Source organism: Nocardia xishanensis NBRC 101358 (assembly GCF_001613365.1).
Taxonomy (GTDB): Bacteria; Actinomycetota; Actinomycetes; order Mycobacteriales; family Mycobacteriaceae; genus Nocardia; species Nocardia xishanensis.
This window is the reverse complement of the sequence record NZ_BDCF01000046.1, coordinates 1-21,707: the sequence shown is the minus strand read 5'-3', so window position 1 is coordinate 21,707 and position 21,707 is coordinate 1. Positions and strand designations below refer to the sequence as shown.

General features: G+C 68.8%; 18 protein-coding genes. 11 read left to right on the top strand and 7 right to left on the bottom strand.

The window, feature by feature from the left end:
- Window positions 1-12: 12 nt before the first annotated feature.
- On the bottom strand, window positions 13-1,419 hold the full coding sequence (locus tag NX1_RS27260) for a family 2B encapsulin nanocompartment shell protein (RefSeq protein WP_068065187.1): 1,407 nt from the start codon (window positions 1,417-1,419) through the stop codon (window positions 13-15).
- A gap of 308 nt (window positions 1,420-1,727) precedes the next feature.
- On the opposite strand from NX1_RS27260, the gene NX1_RS27255 reads away from it, so the two are divergent.
- From NX1_RS27255 to NX1_RS27245, 3 genes are all read left to right on the top strand, one after another.
- The gene (locus NX1_RS27255) at window positions 1,728-2,513 is read left to right on the top strand and encodes a bestrophin-like domain (RefSeq protein ID WP_068065182.1); all 786 of its coding nucleotides are present in this window, start codon (window positions 1,728-1,730) and stop codon (window positions 2,511-2,513) included.
- Between the two features lie 172 nt (window positions 2,514-2,685).
- Complete coding sequence (locus NX1_RS27250) at window positions 2,686-5,634, top strand: acyl-CoA synthetase (protein WP_068065179.1); 2,949 nt, start codon at window positions 2,686-2,688, stop codon at window positions 5,632-5,634.
- Window positions 5,635-5,786: 152 nt separating this feature from the next.
- On the top strand, window positions 5,787-6,386 hold the full coding sequence (locus NX1_RS27245) for a class I SAM-dependent methyltransferase (RefSeq protein ID WP_157120107.1): 600 nt from the start codon (window positions 5,787-5,789) through the stop codon (window positions 6,384-6,386).
- 54 nt (window positions 6,387-6,440) lie between these two features.
- Here NX1_RS27245 and rffA read toward each other — a convergent pair whose 3' ends face one another.
- Both rffA and NX1_RS27235 read right to left on the bottom strand, forming a co-directional pair.
- A complete protein-coding gene (gene rffA, locus NX1_RS27240) occupies window positions 6,441-7,580 on the bottom strand; it encodes a dTDP-4-amino-4,6-dideoxygalactose transaminase (protein WP_068065176.1) in 1,140 nt (379 codons plus the stop codon).
- Window positions 7,570-8,691 carry a glycosyltransferase family 2 protein gene (locus NX1_RS27235; RefSeq protein WP_068065317.1) on the bottom strand — a complete coding sequence of 374 codons (1,122 nt, stop codon included), beginning with the start codon at window positions 8,689-8,691 and terminating at the stop codon, window positions 7,570-7,572. The genes rffA and NX1_RS27235 overlap by 11 nt, the downstream gene beginning before the upstream one ends.
- 265 nt (window positions 8,692-8,956) lie before the next feature.
- Between NX1_RS27235 and NX1_RS27230 the strand changes: the two genes are divergently transcribed.
- The 3 genes from NX1_RS27230 to NX1_RS27220 are packed head-to-tail and all read left to right on the top strand — an operon-like array spanning window position 8,957 to window position 11,982.
- Window positions 8,957-11,242, top strand: coding sequence for a hypothetical protein (locus tag NX1_RS27230; protein ID WP_169812297.1), 2,286 nt, complete (start codon window positions 8,957-8,959; stop codon window positions 11,240-11,242).
- A 22-nt stretch (window positions 11,243-11,264) separates the two neighbouring features.
- Window positions 11,265-11,753, top strand: coding sequence for a GtrA family protein (locus NX1_RS27225; protein WP_245668699.1), 489 nt, complete (start codon window positions 11,265-11,267; stop codon window positions 11,751-11,753).
- Window positions 11,754-11,763: 10 nt separating this feature from the next.
- Window positions 11,764-11,982 (top strand): Trm112 family protein, encoded by a 219-nt coding sequence (locus NX1_RS27220; RefSeq protein WP_068065174.1) that lies wholly within the window; start codon window positions 11,764-11,766, stop codon window positions 11,980-11,982.
- A gap of 49 nt (window positions 11,983-12,031) precedes the next feature.
- Here NX1_RS27220 and NX1_RS27215 read toward each other — a convergent pair whose 3' ends face one another.
- The 4 genes from NX1_RS27215 to NX1_RS27200 form a co-directional block, all read right to left on the bottom strand.
- Complete coding sequence (locus NX1_RS27215) at window positions 12,032-12,712, bottom strand: TetR/AcrR family transcriptional regulator (protein ID WP_068065171.1); 681 nt, start codon at window positions 12,710-12,712, stop codon at window positions 12,032-12,034.
- Window positions 12,709-13,503, bottom strand: a complete 795-nt coding sequence (locus NX1_RS27210) for an ABC transporter permease (protein WP_068065168.1) — start codon at window positions 13,501-13,503, stop codon at window positions 12,709-12,711. The genes NX1_RS27215 and NX1_RS27210 overlap by 4 nt, the downstream gene beginning before the upstream one ends.
- Window positions 13,500-14,231 (bottom strand): ABC transporter ATP-binding protein, encoded by a 732-nt coding sequence (locus NX1_RS27205; RefSeq protein ID WP_068065166.1) that lies wholly within the window; start codon window positions 14,229-14,231, stop codon window positions 13,500-13,502. The genes NX1_RS27210 and NX1_RS27205 overlap by 4 nt, the downstream gene beginning before the upstream one ends.
- A gap of 82 nt (window positions 14,232-14,313) precedes the next feature.
- Window positions 14,314-15,837 carry a multicopper oxidase family protein gene (locus NX1_RS27200; RefSeq protein ID WP_174555532.1) on the bottom strand — a complete coding sequence of 508 codons (1,524 nt, stop codon included), beginning with the start codon at window positions 15,835-15,837 and terminating at the stop codon, window positions 14,314-14,316.
- Between the two features lie 188 nt (window positions 15,838-16,025).
- Here NX1_RS27200 and NX1_RS27195 point away from each other — a divergent pair, with 188 nt between their 5' ends.
- The 5 genes from NX1_RS27195 to tyrS all read left to right on the top strand — a co-directional run bounded on the left by NX1_RS27195 (window position 16,026) and on the right by tyrS (window position 21,377).
- Window positions 16,026-17,201 (top strand): NAD(P)/FAD-dependent oxidoreductase, encoded by a 1,176-nt coding sequence (locus tag NX1_RS27195; RefSeq protein WP_068065164.1) that lies wholly within the window; start codon window positions 16,026-16,028, stop codon window positions 17,199-17,201.
- A 41-nt stretch (window positions 17,202-17,242) separates the two neighbouring features.
- On the top strand, window positions 17,243-18,121 hold the full coding sequence (locus NX1_RS27190) for an RNA polymerase sigma-70 factor (protein WP_068065163.1): 879 nt from the start codon (window positions 17,243-17,245) through the stop codon (window positions 18,119-18,121).
- Window positions 18,122-18,473: 352 nt separating this feature from the next.
- The gene (locus NX1_RS27185; protein ID WP_068065160.1) at window positions 18,474-19,139 is read left to right on the top strand and encodes a DNA-3-methyladenine glycosylase; all 666 of its coding nucleotides are present in this window, start codon (window positions 18,474-18,476) and stop codon (window positions 19,137-19,139) included.
- 65 nt (window positions 19,140-19,204) lie between these two features.
- Complete coding sequence (locus NX1_RS27180) at window positions 19,205-19,624, top strand: DoxX family protein (RefSeq protein ID WP_068065156.1); 420 nt, start codon at window positions 19,205-19,207, stop codon at window positions 19,622-19,624.
- Window positions 19,625-20,084: 460 nt separating this feature from the next.
- Window positions 20,085-21,377 carry a tyrosine--tRNA ligase gene (gene tyrS, locus NX1_RS27175; RefSeq protein WP_068065153.1) on the top strand — a complete coding sequence of 431 codons (1,293 nt, stop codon included), beginning with the start codon at window positions 20,085-20,087 and terminating at the stop codon, window positions 21,375-21,377.
- Window positions 21,378-21,707: the final 330 nt, after the last annotated feature.

Genomic DNA, 21,707 nt, shown 5'->3' with positions numbered 1-21,707 from the left:
TCATCACCCCGGCTAGTCCGCCTGCCGGGCGACCAGGACATTGTCGAGCACCCCGAGGGCGTCCGGGACCAGCACGGCGGCCGAGTAGTAGCAGCTGACCAGGTACGAGATGATCGACTGGTCGTCGATGCCCTTGAAGCGCACGTTCAGACTGGGCTCGAATTCGTCCGGAATCCCGGTCTGGTGCAGTCCGATCACGCCCTGGTCCTTCTCGCCGAGGCGCATGGCGAGAATCGAGGTGGTTCCGTTCTCGCTGACGGGGATCTTGCCGCACGGGTAGATCGGCACCCCGCGCCACGCCGGCACCCGGTGTCCGTCGATGTCCACCGGATCGGGGTAGATCCCGCGCTTGGTGCATTCGCGGCCGAACGCGGCGATCGCTTTCGGATGCGCCAGAAACATTTTCGTGCTGCGTCGCATGCTCAGCAGCTCGTCCATGTCGTCGGGGGACGGCGGGCCGGACTCGGTGTAGATGCGCTGTTTGAGGTCGCAGTTGTGCAGCAGCCCGAAATCGGGATTGTTCACCAGATCGTGTTCCCGGCGTTCGTAGAGCGCCTCGATGGTCAGGCGCAACTGCTGCTCGACCTGATTCATCGGGTCGTTGAACAGATCGGCGACGCGGGAATGCACCCGCAGCACGCTCTGCGCGAGGCTGAGCTCGTATTCCCGTGGGCTGGCGTCGTAGTCGACGAAGGTGCCTTGCAGCAGCGGCTCGCCGGAATGACCCGAGGAGATCTCGATGTCGGCCTCGCCCTTGGAATTCTGCCGACGAGCGGGCGCGGCGGCCACGCGTTCGAGTTGCTCGCGCAAAGCGGGTGCGTTCTCGACCATTTCGTCGAGGGTTTGCCGGGGAAGTACCAGAATGGTTGTCTTGGTGACCGTCTTGACGGTCACCGGCCAGATAACGGAGGAATCGGTGAGGGTTTCCGAGCCGAAATAATCGCCGGCGCCGAGCATGCCGACCTTGGTTTGCTCACCGAACTCTCCCGCGCCGATCTTGGCCAGCTTGCCGTGCACGATCAGGATGACCTGATTCATCGGATTGCCGAATTCCGCTACGACAGTTCCTGGTTCTAGATCGCGCTGTTCGAAGCGCTGCGCGAGAACGGCCAGCGTTTCCTCGTCGTCGAATCCGTGCAGTGGCGGAAGTTCTTGCAGCTCCAGCGGAATCACCCTGGCATGGCCGCCGTCGATGATGAATTCGACCTCACCGTTGCCGACGGTGTGCGACAGGCGCCGGTTCACCCGGTAGATACCGCCGTTGACCTGTACCCAGGGCAGCGTTCGGGTGAGCCAGCGGGAGCTGATGCCCTGCATCTGCGGTTCGGATTTGGTGGTGTGGGCCAACTGGTGGGCGGCGCCCGTGCTCAGGCTCTTGCGGCCGTTGGTTTCCGTTTGGACTGGCATTTCTATGGTCATGCGTGGTCCTCACCTCGAGGGGTCACCGGGACAGATCGATGGTGTTTCTTGGGCACGGCAGATCGACAGACCGGAAAGGCCCGCGAGAAAACGAGTAGATCGGCTGGAAAGTGTTACGCGACAGTGCGTTCCAGACGGCATCGATGCTATGTGGCGGAAGTGTTGCGCCGCAGCAGAATTCGCAGAACGGTCACGATCCGATTCGGATGGTCACGACATGCGTTCGATCCAGATAACGGCAGGTAACGTCCTGGGATCAATCGCGGATTCGCCGAACTTTCGCCGGTGCCTGGCTATCTTGGTGTCCCATGTTCACCTGGGTCTACGGGTTGCCTATCTGGCTGGACTTCCTCATCATCACCGGCAGCGCAGTGCTGTTGACGGCCGCGGGCATCCTGCTGTCGCGAAGTTGTGTATTCCGGGTCTTCAGGCCCGAGCCGGGCAAGAACGACACCGTCACGATGGTGCTCACTGTCGGCGGCGTCTTCTATGGACTGCTACTGGGCCTGATCGCGGCCGCCACATACGAGTCCTATGACACGGCGCAGAGCCTGGTCGCCGACGAGGCCGCCTCGCTCGGCACGCTGTACCGCGAGGTGAGCGCCTATCCCGAACCGCAGCGCAGCCTGCTCCAGAAGGATCTGGTCGACTACGCCGACAATGTGCTCACCGAGGCCTGGCCCGCGCTGCGCGAGGGTCGTGAGCCGATGGGCGGCACGGCGCTGGTGACCCGGTTCCAGGTGAACCTGCTCGCCTTCGAGCCGAAGACCACCGCGCAGGAGATCGTGCACGCCGCCACCATCGAACAGTTCGCGCGCTTCGACTCCGATCGCAGGCACCGGATCAACGCCACTGCGGGCGGGCTGCCCGACGTGCTGTGGTGGGTCATCCTGGTCGGCGGCGCGATCAACGTGGTGCTGCTGTGCATGTTCAGCCTGAACCGCGACGCGCACCTGCTACTGGGCGGACTGTTCGCCTTCTTCCTCGGCGCGATGATCTTCCTGATCGCCGCCATGGACTATCCGTTCCGCGGTGATCTCAGTATCAGTCCAGACCCGTTCGAGAGCATGTATGTCAACGTCATGGGCCGATGACCGCGCTCACCTGCCATGGAACCTGTCACAGCGGGCACATGGGGGACGCCCGATGTGGGAAGCTCGTCTATACGCATAGACGGCATGCTTCTCGGGGGCCGGAAGGGTGTCTCTTCGCGCCGAGCCGGCGCGCGGAGGTCGTGTGGCACATTGCAGGGTAGGGCCAGGAGCGATGGTGAACTTCGGTAAGGAATTGGTGGGTTCGGTGCAGCGGTTGGTGGCGACCGCGCAGAACGGCCTGGAGGTGATCCGCTTCGGCGGTCTCACCCATGATGTCGAGTCGTCGCCCTTCGAGGTGGTCGAGCGTCGCAGGATGTACCGCCTGCGGCATTACTTCCCCGACGACGCGACGCCGGGCCGTCCCGTCGCGGTGCTGGTGCCGCCGCTCATGGTCAACGCCGACATCTGGGACGTGAACGCGGAAGGCGGTGCGGTCGGCATCCTGCATCGCGGCGGAATCGATTGCTGGGTGGTCGATTTCGGTTCCCCGGCGGTCGAGGAGGGCGGCTGGGAGCGCGATCTCGCCGACCATGTCCTCGCGGTGAGCAGCGCCATCGACACGGTGTGCGAGGCGACCGGCGCCGACGTGCACCTGATGGGCTACTCACAGGGCGGCATGTTCGCCTACCAGACCACCGCCTACCGCTACGGCAAGGGCGTGGCGAGCATCGTGACCTTCGGCAGCCCGGTCGACATCGTCGCGGGCATGCCGTTCGGCCTGCCGTACGGTCTGGTCTCGGATGTGGCCGACTTCCTGGCCGACCACGTGGTCACCCGGCTGCCCATCACCGACTCCATGGTGCGTCTCGGCTTCCAGATGCTCGACCCGGTCAAGACCGCGAAGTCCAGGATCGATTTCCTGCGCCAGCTGCACGACCGCGAGGCGTTGCTGCCCAAGGAGCGTCAGCGCCGCTTCCTGAACAGCGACGGCTGGGTCGCCTACGCGGGCCCCGCGGCCGCCGATCTGCTCAAGCAGTTCGTGGCGCACAACCGGATGATGCTCGGCGGCTTCGTGATCCGCGATCAGCCGATCTCGCTGGCCGAGCTGAAGTGCCCCATCCTCGCCTTCCTCGGCGAGGTGGACGACATCGGCCAGCCCGCGGCGGTGCGCGGCATCGTGCGCGCGGCGCCGAACGCGGAAGTGTTCGAGGCCAGCCTGGTCGCCGGCCACTTCGGTCTGGTGGCGGGCAGCATGGCCACCAAACACACCTGGCCGCTGGTGCGGCAGTGGGTGGAGTGGATGGACGGCGGCAGGCCGCTGCCCGCGGAGATCTTCCGGATGACCGAGCACGTGCCGAGCAACCGGCCGCGCTCGGCGGCCACCAGGGTGGTGCACACCGCGGGGACGCTGGCCGAGGCGGGCGCGGGAATGGGCAAGGCGCTGGAAGGCATCGCGGAGAACACCGTGCGCGGTTCGATCGAGCTCGCGGGCGAAGCGGCGCGGGCGCTGCCGAGGCTGACCCGGCTGGGCATGATCCAGTCCAACACCCGCATCTCGCTGGGCAAGCTGCTCGCCGAGCAGGCCAAGCGGGCGCCGCTGCGCGAGTGCTTCCTCTTCGACGATCGCGTGCACACCAACGCCGCGGTGCACGTCCGCATCGACAACGTGGTGCGCGGCCTGATCTCGGTCGGCATCCGGCCCGCGACCAGGGTCGGCGTGGTGATGGAGACCCGTCCGAGCGCCCTGGTGACGGTGGCGGCGCTGTCGCGTCTCGGCGCGGTGGCCGTGCTGCTCGCGCCGGGCAGCGAGCTGGGCAAGGCCATGGAACTGACCGGCGCCGAGACGGTGATCACCGATCCGGAGAACCTCCGCGGCGCGGCGGCGACCGGCGCGCGGGTGCTCGTGCTCGGTGGCGGCGACGCCCGCGGACTGGACATCCCGGTCAGCGACAACGTGATCGACCTCGAGCAGATCGATCCCACCCAGGTGCGGATGCCCGCCTGGTACCGCCCGGATCCCGGGCTGGCCCGCGAGCTCGCCTTCGTGCTGGTGACCGGCACCGGCGATCGGCTGGAGACCAAGTACATCACCAACCACCGCTGGGCGCTGTCCGCCTTCGGCACCGCGACCAGCGCCGACCTCGACCGCAAGGACACCGTGTATTGCCTTGCGCCGCTGCACCACTCGTCGGGTTTGCTGGTCAGCCTCGGCGGCGCCATCGCGGGCGGCAGCCGCATCGCGCTGGCGAGATCGCTCGACCCGGCCCAGTTCGCCGAGGAGGTGCACCGCTACGGCGTCACGGTGGTGACCTACACCTGGACGATGCTGCGCGACATCCTCGACGCGGGCGTGTTCCCGGCCGGGCATCGGCATCCGATCCGGCTGTTCATCGGCTCCGGCATGCCCGCCGGGTTGTGGCGGCGCACCACAGAACAGTTCGAGCCCGCCCGGGTGCTCGAATTCTACGCCTCCATCGAGGGCGACGTGGTGCTGGCCAACGTGACCGGCGCCAAGGCGGGCTGCAAGGGCCGCCCGGTCCCCGGCACCGCCAAAGTCGAACTGGTGGCCTACGACCCGATCGGTAATCGCATCCTGCTCGACGAGTCCGGTTTCGCCCGCCGCTGCGCGGACAACGAGGTCGGCCTGCTGATCGGCAAGGCCTCGGAGGGCCTCGACATCTCCGCGGGCGGCCTGCGTGGCGTGTTCGGCGCGGGAGACTCGTGGATGCCGACCGAGAATTTGTTCCGCCGCGACAGCGACGGCGACTTCTGGCTGGTCGACCGCAAGGACACGGTGATCCGCACGGCGCGCGGCCCGGTGTTCGGCCAGCCGATCGTGGACGTGCTCAACGACATCACCGCGGTCGACATGGAGGTCGCCTACGGTCTGCCGGTCGGCGCTCATTGCCTCGCGGCGGCGGCGGTGTCGGTGCGCAATGGCTTCACCCTGGAGCCGAAGGACGTCACCGAGGCGGTGCGGGCCCTCGATCCCGATCAGCGTCCTGACCTGGTGTATGTGGTCGACGAGATCCCGCGCAGCGCCAGCTACCGCCCGTCCACCCGCGCTGTGCAAGCGGCCGGACGACCGCAGCCGGGGCCGCTCACCTGGCGGTACGACCGGGAGACCGAGAACTACGAGGTGCTCACCGAGGCCGAGGCAGGCGACCTGTTCGGCGACTGAACCGGAACGTGTTGTGGATCCGTCGAATCGGCCCCGGCGCGCGCACCTGGAGAATTCGCGCACGGGCGTCGGCTGGCATAGTTTGTCCGGGGGTCAGCCCACGCGGCGCCGGAGGCCGCACCCGACGTCCGACAACCGTTCAGGGGTACTTGGTGAGTCAGAGCCTCATCTATCGCAACCGCGCAGTGTACGAGCTGCTGATGCGCGGGCTGTACGGCCGCCACTACGCGGCCAGGTACGGCGCGATCGCCGGGCTGGTGCCCGACGGGGCCGAGGTGGTCGACGTGTGCTGCGGTCCGGCGACGCTGTACACCCGCTATCTGCGCGGCAAGTCGGTCGCCTACACCGGGCTGGACCTGAACGAGCGTTTCGTAGCCGATGTCTCCCGCGCGGGCGGGCGCGGACTGGTCTGGAATATGCGCTCGGACACGCCGCTACCGGAGGCGGACTACGTGGTGATGCAGGCCAGCCTCTATCACTTCCTGCCCGAGCCCGCTCCCGTGCTGGACCGGATGCTCGCGGCGGCGCGCAAGTCGGTCATCGTCGCCGAACCGATCCGCAACCTGGCGACCAGCCGCAACCGGGTGCTCGCGACCGTCGGCCGTCGCTTCACCAACGCGGGAGACGGTCGCCAGGCGCACCGCTTCACCGAGGCCACCCTCGACCAATTCTTCCGCCGCTACGAGTCGCAGGTCGCGCAGCGAGCGCTGATCGCGGGCGGTCGCGAGAAGCTGTACGTGCTGTCCGCCTGAACGCCCGCCATCGTGACCGGGCGCGGATGACGCCCGGCCCGTGTCGCGTCGGGGTCAGACGGTGAAGGCGGTGACCGCCTCGATCACCCTGGCCACCTGGTCGTCGCGCAGATCCGGCCAGAGCGGAAGACGCACAACGGTTCCGGAGAACTCGGCGCTGCGCACGCAGGCCTGCGGCGTGCGGCCGAGCTTCAGGCCCGCGGGACTGGAGTCGAGCGGCACGTAGTGGAACGGGGCCGAGATGCCGAGGCCTGCGAGATGGCCGATCAGGTCGTCGCGACGCTGTTCGGTAGGCGTGCGCAGGTAGTAGAGGTGCGCGGTGTGCGCGCGATCGTCGGGCACCGTCATGAGCCGGACGTCGTTGCGCGCCGCCCAGTCGGCCAGCCCTGCGGCGTAGGCGTCCCAGACCCGGTGCCTGCCGGACTGGATCGCGTCGAACTCGTCGAGTTGCGCGTCGAGCACCGCCGCGTTGAGCTCGCTGGGCAGGTAGCTGGAACCGATGTCCTGCCAGGAGTACTTGTCCACCGCGCCGCGCAGGAAGCGGGCCCGGTCGGTGCCCTTCTCCCGGATGATCTCCGCGCGGGCCATCAGGATCTCGTCGGTGAGCAGCAGCGCGCCGCCCTCACCACAGTGCACGTTCTTGGTGTCGTGGAAGCTGAGCGTGCCCAGCGTGCCGATGGTGCCGAGCGGGCGTCCGCGATAGCTGCCGCCGAGCCCGTGCGCGTTGTCCTCGACGACGGCGAAACCGTGCTGAGCGGCGAGCGCGAGCAGCCGGTCCATGTCCGCGGCCACGCCGCCGTAGTGGATGACCACGACGGCCTTGGTGCGCTCGGTGACCGCCGTGGCCACCGATTCCGGGTCCAAATTGCCGGTGGCCGGGTCGATGTCGGCGAAGACGCAGGTCGCGCCGCGCAACGCCATCGACGTGGCCGTCGAGGTGAAGGCGAAGCTCGGCACGATCACCTCGTCTTCGGGGCCGAGCTCGAGCAGCAAGCCCGCCATCTCCAGCGCTGAGGTGCACGAGGTGGTCAGCAGCGCGTGCGGCGCCCCGGTGATGGTCTTCAGCTTCGCGGTGGCCGACGCGGTGAATTGCCCGTCGCCATGGCTGTGGTCGGAGGCCAGCACGGCCTCGAGGTTGGCCAGTTCCCGGCTCGCCCGGAACGGACGGCTGAAGATGACGCGGTCAGTGTTCAACCCGGTCGGTCCCCCTGCTCGTGGTCGTGGTCAGTTCCCTCGCCTCGGAGGCCCGCGCGGTCACACCCTCCGCGGGCGTCTGCGCCGGGCGCGGCGTCGGTGAGTCGACGGTGAGATACAGCGGCTTGCCCACCAGGATGTGCAGGGCGACCCCGAGGTACTCCGCGATCAGGCCCAGCGAGAACAGGATCGCCCCGGAACACAGCAGCAGCACCACGATGGTGGAGGCCCAGCCCTCCGGCGCCCAGCCGTCCATGGTGAGCGCCTCGTATACGACGATCGCGGCCATCACCACGCCCGCCAGCGCCAGCGTCACGCCGAGCATGCTGACCAGGCGCAGGCCGCGGGTCCCGCTGCACAGCACCATCTTCCAGAACAGCGAGAACAGCCTGCGGTAGTTGTAGCCGGATTCCTCGCGACCCTCGGCGCGCAGCACGACCGGCTCCTGCGCCACCGTGCCGACCACCCAGGTGAGCGCCACGTCGAGGTACACGCCGTTGGAGGCTACCTCGGCGAGCTGGCGGCCGATGTCGCCGCGGATCAGCCGGTAGCTCTCGAAACGGGTCGAGTCGGGAAAGGCGAACAGGGTCGCGAGCACGATCTTGGCTCCGCGCGAGGTCAGGTTGCGCAGGAAACCGTGCGGGCGGGTGTTGGTCGGCTTGGAGTAGACCAGGTCGGCGCGCTTGGTGAGCGCCGCGTCGAGGAACGCGCCGATGAAGCGGGGGTCGTGTTGACCGTCCTCGTCCATGGTGACGATCCAGTCGCCGCGCGCGGCCGACATTCCGGCGATGGTGGCGGCGTCCTGACCGAAATTGCGGCTCAACCAGACGGTGCGCACCGCGGGGTAGGTCTGTTCCAGTTCTTGGAGGACGACATCCGAGCGATCGGGCCCGTTGTCGTGCACCAGGATGATCTCCTCGACCCTGAACGCGGTGCCGCCGGGCGTCTCGGAGCCCGCAGTGAGCGCGTGCAGTTCGGCGGCCAATGCGCCGATGGTGTTCTCGCCTCGATACACCGGCACCACAACGGAAATGCCGTGCGGCCGGTCGACGCCGGGACGTCCGTTCGCGACGGCGTGGGAACGGAGCGGGCGAGCGGAGGAAATCGGCATCAGCTGGATCAACTTTCGATGACGGTGCGTGCCGGTACTGCCCGCTGGACAGCGGAGCCCGAGCCGCCGTGAACTCTAGCACGACGCGTATCGGGCCTTACGGTGCTGCTCCGTTCGCTCATGCCTGCGCCTCGCTGACGCTCGGCTTCGGCATGCGCGAAGCACGCTGGCACATGATTCGCTCGCTCCGCTCGCTCATCGGACCATCATCGACACCTCGGCGGCCGATGCCAAGCGCTGCGGGTGGCTGTAGGGTTTGGAACTCGTGACCGACAGTGCAGTACTCGACTCGCGGCCGCACGCGCGACGGGACGTATACCGGTGGGGCGCTATCACCGTGATCGGGGTGATCGCGGGGTACGTGGCGGTGCTGCTCGCCAACGTCCGGCACTACTTCACCGATGACACCGAATCGCAGTACACCGCGCTGTGGGTCGACCTCGGCAGGGCCCTGCGCGACGGCAAGTTCCCGGTGATGGTGCCCGAGCAATGGATGTCGGGCAACAACACCATGGACGACGCGGGCCTGTTCAATCCGCCGCAGCTGCTGATCGATCTGATCGCGCCCTCGGTGGACAACGTCGCGCTGTACGCGACCGTCGTCAAGCTGATCTTCTCCATCATCGCCGCGACGGGCGTCTACCGGATCTGCCTCGTGTACGGCGCGCGCCCGGCGTGGTCGGCGGTGGCGGGCGTGGCGTTCCCGCTCTCGGGCTTCTTCCTGTTCTTCGATCAGGCCAGCTGGATGACCGCGCTCACCGGCACCGCCTGGATGGTGCACGCGTGGGCGTCGGCGGTGCATTACACCCGCGGACCCGACGCGCCCGGCGCGCGTCGCGGCATCGTCGCGGGCGGCCCGATTCCGGTCTTCGTCTTCCTGTACCTGACGATCTCCACCCAGTACATCTTCCCGGCCGTCGAGGCCGCGCTGATGCTGCTCGCCGTGGCGGTCGGGGAGCTTGTGTACCAACGCAAGTGGCAGCCGGTCGCGCGGTTGACGGTCGTCTCGATGTGCGCGGGCCTCGCCGGTCTGCTGACCTTCCTGCCCAGCATGCTCTCGGCCAAGGTGACCTGGCGCGGCACGGCGCAGATCAACAACGATCAGTTCCTCACCGTGCCGTGGTCGGAGTCGCTCAACGCCAGCCTGCCGAGTTCGCTGCCCGCCTTCACCTCGTGGTGGGGCTACGTGCAGCCGATGCCGCTGACCTACATCGCCTGGTTCCTGATTCCCGCGCTGGCGTTCGTCGACTGGAAGCGGGCGCGCGAGTCGTGGCGCGAGCTCAGCGCGGTCGCGCTGTTCGCCGTCATCATGCTGATGTGGACCGCCGGGCCCGGTTCGATCGGTCCGCTGCGCTGGCCGGTGCGGGTGCTACCGATGCTGGCCATCGGCCTGCTGGTGCTGGTGTGCGTGCTGCTCGGCCGCTACGGCACGTTCCAGAACTGGAAAAACCGGGGGATCGCGGCCGGTGTCCTGATCCTGGCGCTGTGGGTGCGGTCCTTCTCGGCCGACCCGCACCACGCGATCTGGCACGTGGTCGCGGCGATCGGCATCGCGGCGGTGGGCGCCGGGGTGGTGTGGCTCGCGCGGGAGCGCGGCGTCGCCGCAGCGGCCGCGCTGACCATCGTCGCCATGTTCCCGATCGCCTACTTCCAGGTGAGCGCCGCGCAGCCGACGCCGATGCCGTGGAACCTGCCCGCCGACCGCGCGGAAGCGATGGCGAAGTTCCCCGACTTCACCGGCATCACCCTCCAGCTCGGCGAGCGCGGCCTGCTCCAGCCCGCCGACCGGGACATCGACGCCGCCTACGGTTCGCTGGTCTTCGGCAACTACGCCAGGACGCTGGAACTGAAGTACGTCAACGGGTACACGCCCACCGGCCACTTCTACTTCGGCGAGCTGCTGTGCATGCGCTGGGACAGCAGCGTCTGCCCGGACGCCTACCGCAGGATGTTCGCGCCGGAGCAGAGCACCGGACGCCCGCTGGTCGACCTGATGAAGCTCGATCGGGTGGTGTTGCAGCGCGCGCTGTTCCCCGACGCGCGCGGGCAGGCCGCGCCCGAAGGCTGGAAGTGGGTGGACTACCCGGGCCACGAGCGCTACATCGCGGTGCTGGAGCGGGTCGACGGGCCTGTCTCCACGGTGAACGGCCGGGTCTCGGACGCGAAGAACGTCACCGCCACCTCGATCTCGGAGACCGACACCACCAGCCGCGTGCGGGTGAGCTCCGAGCAGGGCGGCCGCGTCGTCTTCGCCCGCCTCGGCTGGCCGGGGTACCGGGTGACCTTGAACGGCAAGCAGATTCCGATCACCACCGTCGCCAAGTCGTTCGTCGCCGTCGACGTCCCCGCGGGCACCCAGAACGCCGAACTGGTGCTGACCTGGCGTCCGCCGGGCTGGAAGATCGGCATCGCGGCCATGGCGGCCGGGCTCGCCGGTCTCGGTCTGTTGCAGTGGATGTACGTGCGGTCCCGGCGGCGCGACGACGACGCAGGCATCCAGGAGCGACCCGCGGGCGAGCCGGAGCGCGAGCTGGCGAACGTGGTCTCGTGAGCGCGCGCGGCGAGGTGGGAGCGTGAGCACGGACCAGCGTGCGAACGGCGCGGCCGAGGTGACCGAACCGCCCGCGTCGGGACTGCTGCTGCGGCTGGTGCGCAGGCAAGAGGTCGCCTTCGCGCTGATCGGCGCGTTCAACACGCTTTTCGGCATGGCGCTGACGGTGGCCTGGCTGACCGTGCTGCCCGACGCGGGCTGGGCGCCGCTGGCCGCGGTGCCGCTGGCCTACGCGCTCGGCATCACCGTCGCGTTCGTGCTGCATCGCACCCTGGTGTTCCGGGTGCGCGGCCACGTGCTGCGCGATTTCGCCGGCTTCGTCGCGGTGAACTCGGGCGGTCTCGCGCTGAACACGGCGCTGCTCTACCTGGCCGTCACGGTGCTGCACCTGCCCGCGGAGCCGTCGGCGGTGGTCGTGATGGGCCTGGTCGCGGTGGCGAGCTTCTTCGGGCACCGGCACATCTCGTTCCGCCGTCGCCCGGTCGTCGAGGGCGACGGCACGGTCGGGTAGGTTCTCGATCATGCCGGAGGAAACCGCGTTGGATGCCACGCTGCTGAGCCTGCTCGCCTGCCCGCAGGACAAAGGCCCGCTGCTGCTGGTCCGCGACGCCGCGGGCGCCCCGCTGCTCTACAACCCGCGACTGCGCCGCGCGTACCCGATCGAGAACGGCATTCCCGTACTGCTGATCGACGAGGCGCGTGACGTCACCGACGCCGAGCACGAGGCGTTCACCGCCTGAGAGCACGGCGCGGCGCCTGAACGCACACCGCGCGAGTGCGGGCGACAGGTCAGTGCGCCGCGGGGATCGTTCCGGCGTTCGTCCCGGATTCGCTTGCGGCCGTCCCGATGTCACCGGTCAGATAACGCTGCAAGGTCGGCCCGACGGCGGCGACGAGTTCCTGGATCGGCATCGACGCCATCGGTTCGACGCCGATGATCTTGCGGGCCACCAGCACGCCCATCATCTGCGAGGCGGCCAGCGCGACCCTGGCGCGGCCGTCGTCCTCCGGGGTGGCGATGCGTTGACGGACCCGCTCGAGCACGACCTCCAGCACGAATGTCCTGGCCAGGGCCGGATCGCCGCCGGTGAGCATGCTGCGCACCACCGCGACGATGCCGGGCCCGGCAGGGGAGTCCCACACCCCGACCACCGCGGCGAGCATCGTCGCGCCCAGTCGGTCGAGCGGTGCGTTGTCCAGAATGCTCAGGGTCACGTCCGGATCGACCGGAAGCTCGACCACCGCCGCGAACAACTGCTGTTTGTTGCCGAAATAGTGGTGCACCAGCGCCGGATCGACGCCCGCGTCGGCCGCGACGGCACGGATCGAGGTCTTGTCGAAACCCGCCTCGGCGAATCGGGCGCGGGCGGCGGCGAGGATCGCCTCCCGCGCGCCGGATTTGCCGGGTCGCCGTCCCGCGCGCCCTTGCCGTTCGGCGACACCGTTTTTCGCGCGTTCGCCGGTGCTCATGCGGTCCGCCGCCGTAGGGTCGCCGCGCCGAGCACCAGCGAGACGACGGCGAAGGCGGCGACGATGGCGATATCGCGCCACATCTGCGCCGTCGCCTCCGGATGGATCGATACCTGTTGCAGCGCATCGACCGCGTAGCTCAGCGGCATCAGATCGCTGATCGGTTGCAGCCAGCCGGGCAGCTGGTCGCGCGGAACGAGCAAGCCGCACAGGAAGATCTGCGGCGCGACGACCACCGGCATGAACTGCACCGCCTGGAACTCGGTGCGCGCGAAGGCGCTTGCCAGCAGGCCGAGCGCGACGCCGCAGATGGCGTCGACGACCGCGATCAGCACCACCCATGCCGGATCGCCCGCGGCCTCGAGGTCGAGCAGCCCGAACGACACCAGACAGGCGACGGTCGCCTGCGCGGCGGCGGCCAGCGAGAACGCGGTGCCGTAGCCGCCGAGCAGGTCCAGTTTGGACAGCGGCGTGGTCAGCAGTCGTTCCAGGGTCCCCGAGGTGCGTTCGCGCTGCATGGCGATCGCGGTGATCAGGAACATCACGATGAACGGCAGGATGCCGAGCATGCTGATGCCAACCCGGTCGAACAAGGTCAGCGGTTGGTGCGGCGCGGTCGGCGTCTCGGCGTAGATGAAGTACAGCAGCGTCATGAGCAGCGCGGGCACCACCAGGATCATCGCGACGGTGCGGTGGTCGTTGCGCAGCTGGCGCAGGATGCGGGTGGTGGTCGCGGCGTAGGGGCGCAGCGTCCATCGGCGCGCGCTCGGGTGTGTGGCGGTGGTGGTCATGCCGCTTGTCCCATCGTGATGAGGGTGAGGAAGGCCTTCTCGAGGTTCTGCTCGCCGGTCTGTTCGCGCAGCTCGTCGGGGCTCAGCTGGGCGAGCACATTGCCCTCGCGCATGAGCAGCAGCCGGTCGCAGTGCTCGGCCTCGTCCATGACGTGGCTGGAGACGAGCAGCGTCGTTCCGTTGGCGGCCAATTCGTGGAACTGCTTCCACAGGTCGACCCGCAGCACCGGGTCGAGCCCGACGGTCGGTTCGTCGAGGACGAGCAGGTCCGGCTGAGCGACAAGCGCACAGGCCAGCGATGCCCTGGTCTGCTGACCGCCGGAGAGTTCGTCGCCGCGCTGGCCCGCGTGTTCGAGCAGGCCGACCGCGGCGATGGCGATGTCGGTGTCGTCCCGGTCGCGGCCGTACAGCGCGGCGTAGTAGGCGACGTTGTCGCGCACGCTGATATCGGGGTAGATGCTCGGCGACTGGGTGACGTAGCCGATGCGCCCGCGCAGCTCGGCCGCGCCCGCGGGCAGGCCGAGCGCGGTGATCTCGCCCGACGCCACGATCTGGGTGCCGACGATGCTGCGCATCAGAGTGGTCTTGCCGCAGCCGGACGGCCCGAGCAGCCCGGTGATCGAGCCGCGCGGGATGGTCAGCGAAATATCGTGCAGGACTCCGCGTTTGCCACGCCGGACGGTCAGATTCCGGACCTCGATCGCGGCGGACGGCGAGGGCTGAGACATGGACGGCCTCAATTCATCGAGTGTTGAATTCACTACGTGATGAATTTACCGCCGACTACCTCTCAGGGCAAGAGATGGCGTGTCAATGCCCGTGGCCGTGTGTCGGCCGCCCGGCCGCTCCGCCGGGCTCGACCACGACGAACTGGCCCATCATGCCGAGGTCCTCGTGCCAGAGCAGGTGACAGTGATACATGTACGGCGTATCCGGATCGGCGGGTCCGTCGAAGCGCACCGCGAGGCGCACTGTGTCGTCCGGTGCGAGGAAGACCGTGTCCTTCGGGCCGGACAGGTGCGGCCGCGGTGCGCTCTCGCCGACCGCGAGAATCCGGAATTGCACGTCGTGGATGTGGAAGTTGTGCGGCATGCCGTCGCGGTTGTGCACGATCCAGGTCTCCGTGGCGCCGCGGGTGACGGCGAAATCGATGCGGTCCATCGCCATCGGCGTTCCATTGATGCCGCTCAGGTCGAGCTCGAAGCGCCGCTCCGTCACCGAGCCTGCGCCGTCCGGAGTCGACGCGGGCGCGAGGGCGGCGGGCAGCCCGGGGGAGGGGCGAAGGGTCGTGGCCGCACGCAGTTGCAGGATGTCGAAGGTGTCGTCGCCCCCGCTGAAGCGCTGGGTCCAGAAGTCGAGACCGGCGGACAACTTGTTGCTGCGCAACACGGTTCGATCACCCGGACGCATCCGCACCACGATCTCCGCGCGCTCGCCGGGCGAGAGCGGCAGCTGGCGCAGCGTGGCCGGACGGTCGAGCAGGCCGCCGTCCGTGCCGACGAGCGCGAAGTCACGAGCGTCGTCGAAGCCGAATGTGTAGACGCGCGCGGTGGAGGCGTTGAGCAGCCGCAGCCGGATCAGTTCATCGCCCACCTCGCGGTACGGCGTCAGCGTGCCGTTGACCATCGTCTGCTCGCCGAGGAAACCGACATCGCGGAACATGCTGTGGGCGCCGTCAAGGGCGGCGCCGCGAAAGGTCACGTCCTGCACGATCACCGGAAGATCATCGACGCCGTAATTCCTTGGTAGCGAGAGGGTTTCGGACAGGTCGTCGTCGAGGAGGAACATCCCGGCCAGCCCGCGGCGTACGTGCTCCTCCGTCTCGCCGTGCGGATGCGGGTGATACCAGAGCGTCGCGGCGGGCTGATCCACCTTCCATTCGGGCGTCCACGTCGCGCCCGCCTCGACCATCTGGTGCGGGCCGCCGTCCATGGCCGCCGGGAGATGCATGCCGTGCCAGTGCACCGTCGACGGCTCGGGCAGACCGTTGCGGACGCGGACCCTGACCTGTTCGCCGCGCCGTGCGCGCAGTGTCGGCCCGAGGTAGTCGCCATTGAAACCCCAGGTCGGCGTCACCTGCCCGGGCCGGAACTCTTTGCTACCGGTGCGCATGTCGAGTTCGAACAGGCGCGTCCCGTCGGGTTCGACGCGGGACTCGGCCAGCGGCGGCACGGCCAGCTCGTTGCGAAACTCCGTCCGGCCGACGGTGGAGACCGCCGCGTCGACGTAAACCCACCCGACGCAGCCGCTCACCGCGACGAGCAGCACCGCGATCAGCGCGACGAGAAGGAGGAGAAGCCGCCGCAACCGGCGCGGACGGGAAGTCGAAGACATGCACCGACCGTAGGGATTTCGCGGTGTCGACCACATCCGGGACGGCCCCTATTTCGACCTCCGGGGCCGCCCTGACGACCCGGACGATACGGTGTGACTCAGGTCACGATTTCATCCGTCACGTTCGGCGCGGGTCGTCTGTCCCATGGTCGTCACCAACCAGCGACCCAGCGATCGGAGCAATCGCCATGAACACCGAACACCGCATCGTCATCCTCGGCGCGGGCTACACGGGCATGCTGGCCGCCGTGCGGCTGGCGCGGCGCACCCGCCGCCTACCCGTGCGCATCACTTTGGTCAATCCGTCCGCGCGGTTCACCGAGCGGCTGCGCATGCACCAGATCGCCGCAGGGCAGGAGCTGGCCGACTACCGAATCCCCGAGATCCTCGCCGGCACCGGCGTCGAATTCGTCCGCGGCTGGGCTACTTCCGTCGATCCGGAGGCGCGACTGGTCACCGTCGACGACGATCGCGTGCTGCCCTACGACGAACTCGTCTACGCCCTCGGCAGCGCCACCGAGACCGAGCGGGTTCCCGGCGTCGCCGAACACGCCTGGACACTGAACGATCCGCGCGCCGCGCACCGGTTCGCCGGACGTCTCGCCGAGGTCGCCGCACAGCATGGTGCGGTCGCTGTGTGCGGCGGCGGGCTCACCGGCATCGAGGCGGCAGCCGAGATCGCCGACCAGCACCCAGGTCTGCGCGTCACACTGATCAGCACCGGCGAGCCCGGCGCGATGATGGGTGAGCGGGCCCGCGCGTATCTGCACCGCGCGCTGGACCGGCTCGGCGTCACCCGGCACGTCGGCAACGCGGTCACCAAGGTGCTGCCCGACGCCGTCGAATTGGCCGACGGCACACTGGTTCCCGCGGATCTGACGCTGTGGACCGCCGGCGTCCGGGTCGCGCCGCTTGCCGCGCGGGCGGGGATCGCGACCGACGAGCTCGGGCGGATCGTCGTCGACCGGACGTTGAAGTCGGTGTCGCATCCGACCATTCGCGCCATCGGCGACGCCGCGGCGGTGCGGCAGCCATGGGGCATGATCCACGGCACTTGCCAGAGCGGTCTGCCCACGGCCGCCCACACTGCCGATGCGATCGCGAAAGAACTGCGCGGCAAGAAGATTCGCCCCTTCCGGTTTGGCTACTTTCACCAGCCGGTCAGCCTCGGCCGTCGCGACGGGGTCATCCAGTTCACCCGTGCCGACGACACCCCTGGCCGGTTCCACCTCACCGGACGCGCCGCGGCGTTCTACAAGGAGACCGTCAGCAGCACGCCGCCGAAGGCCTTCCGGCTCAGCAAGAAGATGACCGTTTCGGTCCAGCTTTCGCGTGGTGGCCGCGCCACCCGCGTCGCCGACTGACCGGTTTGCCGACCAGGTCTCTCATCGAGGAGCATGGACTGATGCCGGAATCCGATCCGTTCGTAGAACACCGGCGGCTGCTGTTCGCCACCGCCTATCGGATGCTCGGCACCGTCACCGACGCGGAGGACGTCCTGCAGGACGCCTGGCTGAAGTGGAACGAAGCCGATCGGGCCGCGGTGCGTCACCCGAAGTCCTACCTGGTGCGCACCGTCACCAACCTGTCACTGAACCGGCTCACTTCGGCCAGGGCCACCCGCGAGACCTATGTGGGACCCTGGCTGCCCGAACCCCTGCTCACCACACCCGATCTCGCGCAGGATGCCGAGCTGGCCGACACGGTCTCCACCGCGATGCTGGTGGTGCTGGAAACGCTCACCCCGGTCGAGCGCGCGGTGTTCCTGCTGCGCGAGGTGTTCGGCTACAGCCACGCCGAGATCGCCGACACCCTGGACCGGCCGGAGGCCACCATCCGTCAGATCGCGCACCGCGCCCGCGACCACGTGCGGTCCCGCCGCCCGCGCTTCGACACCGACACCGCCGAACGCGCCCGGGTCACCGAGCGGTTCATGGCGGCCTGCGCCGGCGGCGACCTGAACGCGTTGATGGACCTGCTCGCCCCCGAGGTGACGTGCTGGTCCGACGGCGGCGGCGTAGTCACCGCGGCCCGGCGACCGCTGCACGGGCCCGATCACGTCGCCCGCTGGATTCTCGGCGTGCTGGCCAAGCCCGAAACGGCGGGCATCGTGCTCGAGCACGCCCACATCAACGGCGAGCTCGGCACGCTCGCCCGGCTCGGCGAGATCCCGGTCGCGGCGTTCACCTACGACCTGGTCGACGGCCGCATCGAGAACCTGCGCTTCCAGGTGAATCCGGGGAAGTTGAAAGGCCTGTCCGCGGCTGAGTCGCTGCTGGGTTGATGGTCGCTGGGACGCGGCGGTCGGTTGTGCCTGAGCGTTGGATCCACGGTCGCTCCGGGGCAGGGTTGATGGTCGCCGCGGCGCGGCGTGGACGGTCGGTGATGCCGAAGCGTTGGGCCGACGGTCGCCTCGGTACTGGGCTGATCGTCGCCGCTGCGGGGCGTGGACGGTCGGTGACTCCGAAGGTCGAGCCGACGGTCGCCTCGGTGCTAGGTCGACGGGACCCTCAGCGCCACACTGACGGGCGCCCGGGTCGGTTTGATTGCACGTCAACGGTAGGTCCGACCACAGGCCGAGTGCGATCGGCGGGCGCGGCCGAGCGATTGTCGGCGCGGCCGGGGAGAATGGCCGCGTGTCTGTCGGTGATCTCGTGGTCGAACCGCCCGCCGCCGCCCGTCGCCTGCTCGGCGCGACGCTGCGGTCAGGGCCGGTGGCCGTCCGGATCGTCGAGGTCGAGGCGTACGGCGGCGACCCGGCAGGGCCGTGGCCGGACCCGGCTTCGCATTCCGGACGCGGACGGACCGCGCGCAACGCTGTGATGTTCGGTCCCGCCGGTTTCCTCTACGTGTACCTCAGCTACGGCATGCATACCTGCATCAATGTGACCAGCGGGCCCGACGGCACGGCGAGCGCGGTGCTGGTACGGGCCGGTGAGGTCATCGACGGACTCGCAGTCGCGCGTGGGCGTCGGCCTGCGGCGCGCTCCGACGCCGACCTCGGCAGGGGCCCGGGGAATTTGGGGACCGTCCTCGGCATCACCCTGGACGACTACGGCACCCCGCTCTTCGATCCGTCCTCGCCGATCCGGCTGGAGCTGAACGGTGCCATCGATCCCGCCCAGATCGCCAGCGGCCCGCGGGTCGGCGTGAGCACGGCCGCCGACCGGCCGTGGCGGTTCTGGTTGCCGTCCTCGGCCGCGGTCTCGACGTACCGGCGGAGTCCGCGCGCGCCGCTCGCAGCCGCCCCCGGCGCGGGTGGGCGCGTTCGGCGAAACAGTCGCGGCGGTGCGATGAATTAGGCGCGCGTCCGCCGTCTTATCGGGAGAACACGCCGCATCCGGCGTGACGACCGAAGGAGACGGACATGACCGCCATCACCGCCCCGACCACCGCCACCCGTCCCGGCGCGATCCGCAATCGCATCCTGTGGACTGTGCAAATCCTGCTCGGCCTCTTCTTCGTCATCGCCTCGGGAATCCCGAAGTTCGTCGGCCAGGAGGACGCCGTTCGGATCTTCGACGCCGTCGGCTTCGGTGACTGGTTCATGTACTTCACCGGCCTGGTCGAGGTGGCGGGCGGCATCGGCCTGCTGATCAGGCGGCTGGCGGGCGCCGCCGCGGCCGGACTGTCGATCACCATGGTCTTCGCGGCGGCCACCCAGGCCTTCGTCCTCGACGCCCCCTCCTACTCCGTCTTCCCGCTGGTGCTGGCCGCGGTGTTCGCCTGGCTCGCCTGGGAGCTCCGCGACGGCCTCGTCGCGCTCCGGGACGGCTTGTCGCGCTGAATGATTCGACACCGGCCCGGCGATCGGCAGGCACGTCCTGGCGGTCGCCGGGCTGTCATGTGTGCGGTTCCCTGGACGACCGAGCGCGAGGCGGTGGCGGTTCTCGCCCGCTCAGCACGTCCGCGGGCTCGCCGCAGGCAGCGCATGTCGGCTCGACTAGTCGATGTCTCGGCGACTCGACGAAGCGAGCCTGTTCGCATGCGCGGGCGCGGTGTTCCGGCGGCCTCGTACTGAGGGCATGGGAGTCGACCAGGTTGCGTCGGACCGGATCCTGCCCACCCTCGGTCGGGTAACGGGGCTTGTGGGAAGCGGGGCGAACGAGTTACCGCGATTCCGATCCGGCAGGCGGTACGGGACCCGCGCCGCGGAAATTTCCTGGCCCGGCGGGTGCGCCTCACGGAGAATCGCCCCCGGTACCTGCGCATCGGCGCAGGACAGCGGTGCGGAAAGATGGGACGGCGTGAGCGGCGACATCATCGACGAACTGACCTGGCGCGGACTGATCGCGCAGTCCACCGACCTCGACGCCCTGCGCGCGGCGCTGGCCGACGGGCCGCTGACGCTGTATGCCGGTTTCGACCCCACCGCGGCCAGCCTGCACGCCGGACACCTGGTCCCCCTGCTGGCACTGAAGCGTTTCCAGCGTGCCGGTCACCGGCCTATCGTCCTGGCCGGCGGCGCGACCGGCCTGATCGGCGATCCGCGCGACGTCGGCGAACGCGCCATGAACTCGACCGACACGGTGGCCGACTGGGCGCAGCGGATCCGGTCGCAGCTGGAGCGGTTCGTCGACCTGGACGACTCGCCCACCGGCGCGGTCATCGCCAACAACATGGACTGGACCGGACAACTCACCGCCGTCGACTTCCTGCGCGACATCGGCAAGCACTTCTCGGTCAACGTCATGCTGGCCCGCGACACCATCAAGCGCCGCCTCGACGGCGAGGGCATCTCGTACACCGAGTTCAGCTACATGCTGCTGCAGGCCAACGACTACTTGCAGCTGCGGCGCACCCACGGGTGCCGGTTGCAGGTCGGCGGCTCGGATCAGTGGGGCAACATCATCGCGGGCGTCGAACTGAACCGCAGGGTGGACGGCGAGTCGGTGCACGCGCTCACCGTGCCGCTGGTGACCTCAGCCGACGGCAAGAAGTTCGGCAAGTCCACCGGCGGCGGCAGCCTCTGGCTGGATCCGGAGATGACCAGCCCGTACGCCTGGTACCAGTACTTCGTCAACACCGCCGACGCCGACGTCATCCGGTACCTGCGCTGGTTCACCTTCCTCAGTCGTGAGGAACTGGCCGAGCTGGAGCAGGCGACCGAGGAACGTCCGCACGCGCGGGAAGCGCAGCGCAGGCTGGCCGCCGAGATGACCGACCTGGTGCACGGCGAGGAGCACACCCGCGCCGTCCAGCTGGCGAGCCAAGCCCTGTTCGGTCGCGGTGAACTGCGCGAGCTGGACGAGGCGACGCTCGCCTCCGCGCTCCAAGAAGCCGCGATCGACGGGGCGGTGGCCGAGGTAGCGCCCGGTCAGCCGGACACGATCGTCGACCTGCTGGTCGCCACCGGCCTGTCGGAAAGCCGTGGCGCGGCCCGTCGCGCGGTCAACGAGGGCGGCGCTTCGGTCAACAACCAGAAGATCTCCGACCTCGAATGGACCCCCGGCGAGGGCGACTACCTGCACGGACGCTGGCTGGTGGTGCGCCGAGGCAAGCGCAATATCGCGGGCGTCCGGCGGGCCGCCACAAGTTGATCTTGGTGTCTTGGGTCACATTCGTGTGGCCCAAGCCCGTTTTCGGCCCGATCGCAAGCTTCTGACCTGCGGAATTACATCCGTGTAGTGCGGATTTGACGCCGCGTTCCCCGCCGCGTAACTTATTCAACGTCAGAGCGACACGGACACCGACCCGGAGCCGAGACGCCAAGCCGAGAGGCTGGGCGAGGACCGGGACACGAGGTAGTACGAGGAGCGCCTGATGGCCCGCAAGGACCAGGACAATCGAGCAGACTTGACTCTGTGAGAGAGGCCGGTTAGGCTGGGAAAGTTGCCTCTCAGAAGCACCGGGTAGACCGGCGCGGATGG

Excerpts from the sequence above, each read along its gene's own strand:
- NX1_RS27260 (WP_068065187.1), bottom strand. The coding sequence starts at position 1,419 with ATGACCATAGAAATGCCAGTCCAAACGGAAACCAACGGCCGCAAGAGC.
- NX1_RS27255 (WP_068065182.1), top strand. The coding sequence starts at position 1,728 with ATGTTCACCTGGGTCTACGGGTTGCCTATCTGGCTGGACTTCCTCATC.
- NX1_RS27250 (WP_068065179.1), top strand. The coding sequence starts at position 2,686 with ATGGTGAACTTCGGTAAGGAATTGGTGGGTTCGGTGCAGCGGTTGGTG.
- NX1_RS27235 (WP_068065317.1), bottom strand. The coding sequence starts at position 8,691 with ATGCCGATTTCCTCCGCTCGCCCGCTCCGTTCCCACGCCGTCGCGAAC.
- NX1_RS27220 (WP_068065174.1), top strand. The coding sequence starts at position 11,764 with ATGCCGGAGGAAACCGCGTTGGATGCCACGCTGCTGAGCCTGCTCGCC.
- NX1_RS27215 (WP_068065171.1), bottom strand. The coding sequence starts at position 12,712 with ATGAGCACCGGCGAACGCGCGAAAAACGGTGTCGCCGAACGGCAAGGG.
- NX1_RS27210 (WP_068065168.1), bottom strand. The coding sequence starts at position 13,503 with ATGACCACCACCGCCACACACCCGAGCGCGCGCCGATGGACGCTGCGC.
- NX1_RS27205 (WP_068065166.1), bottom strand. The coding sequence starts at position 14,231 with ATGTCTCAGCCCTCGCCGTCCGCCGCGATCGAGGTCCGGAATCTGACC.
- NX1_RS27200 (WP_174555532.1), bottom strand. The coding sequence starts at position 15,837 with ATGTCTTCGACTTCCCGTCCGCGCCGGTTGCGGCGGCTTCTCCTCCTT.
- NX1_RS27195 (WP_068065164.1), top strand. The coding sequence starts at position 16,026 with ATGAACACCGAACACCGCATCGTCATCCTCGGCGCGGGCTACACGGGC.
- NX1_RS27190 (WP_068065163.1), top strand. The coding sequence starts at position 17,243 with ATGCCGGAATCCGATCCGTTCGTAGAACACCGGCGGCTGCTGTTCGCC.
- NX1_RS27180 (WP_068065156.1), top strand. The coding sequence starts at position 19,205 with ATGACCGCCATCACCGCCCCGACCACCGCCACCCGTCCCGGCGCGATC.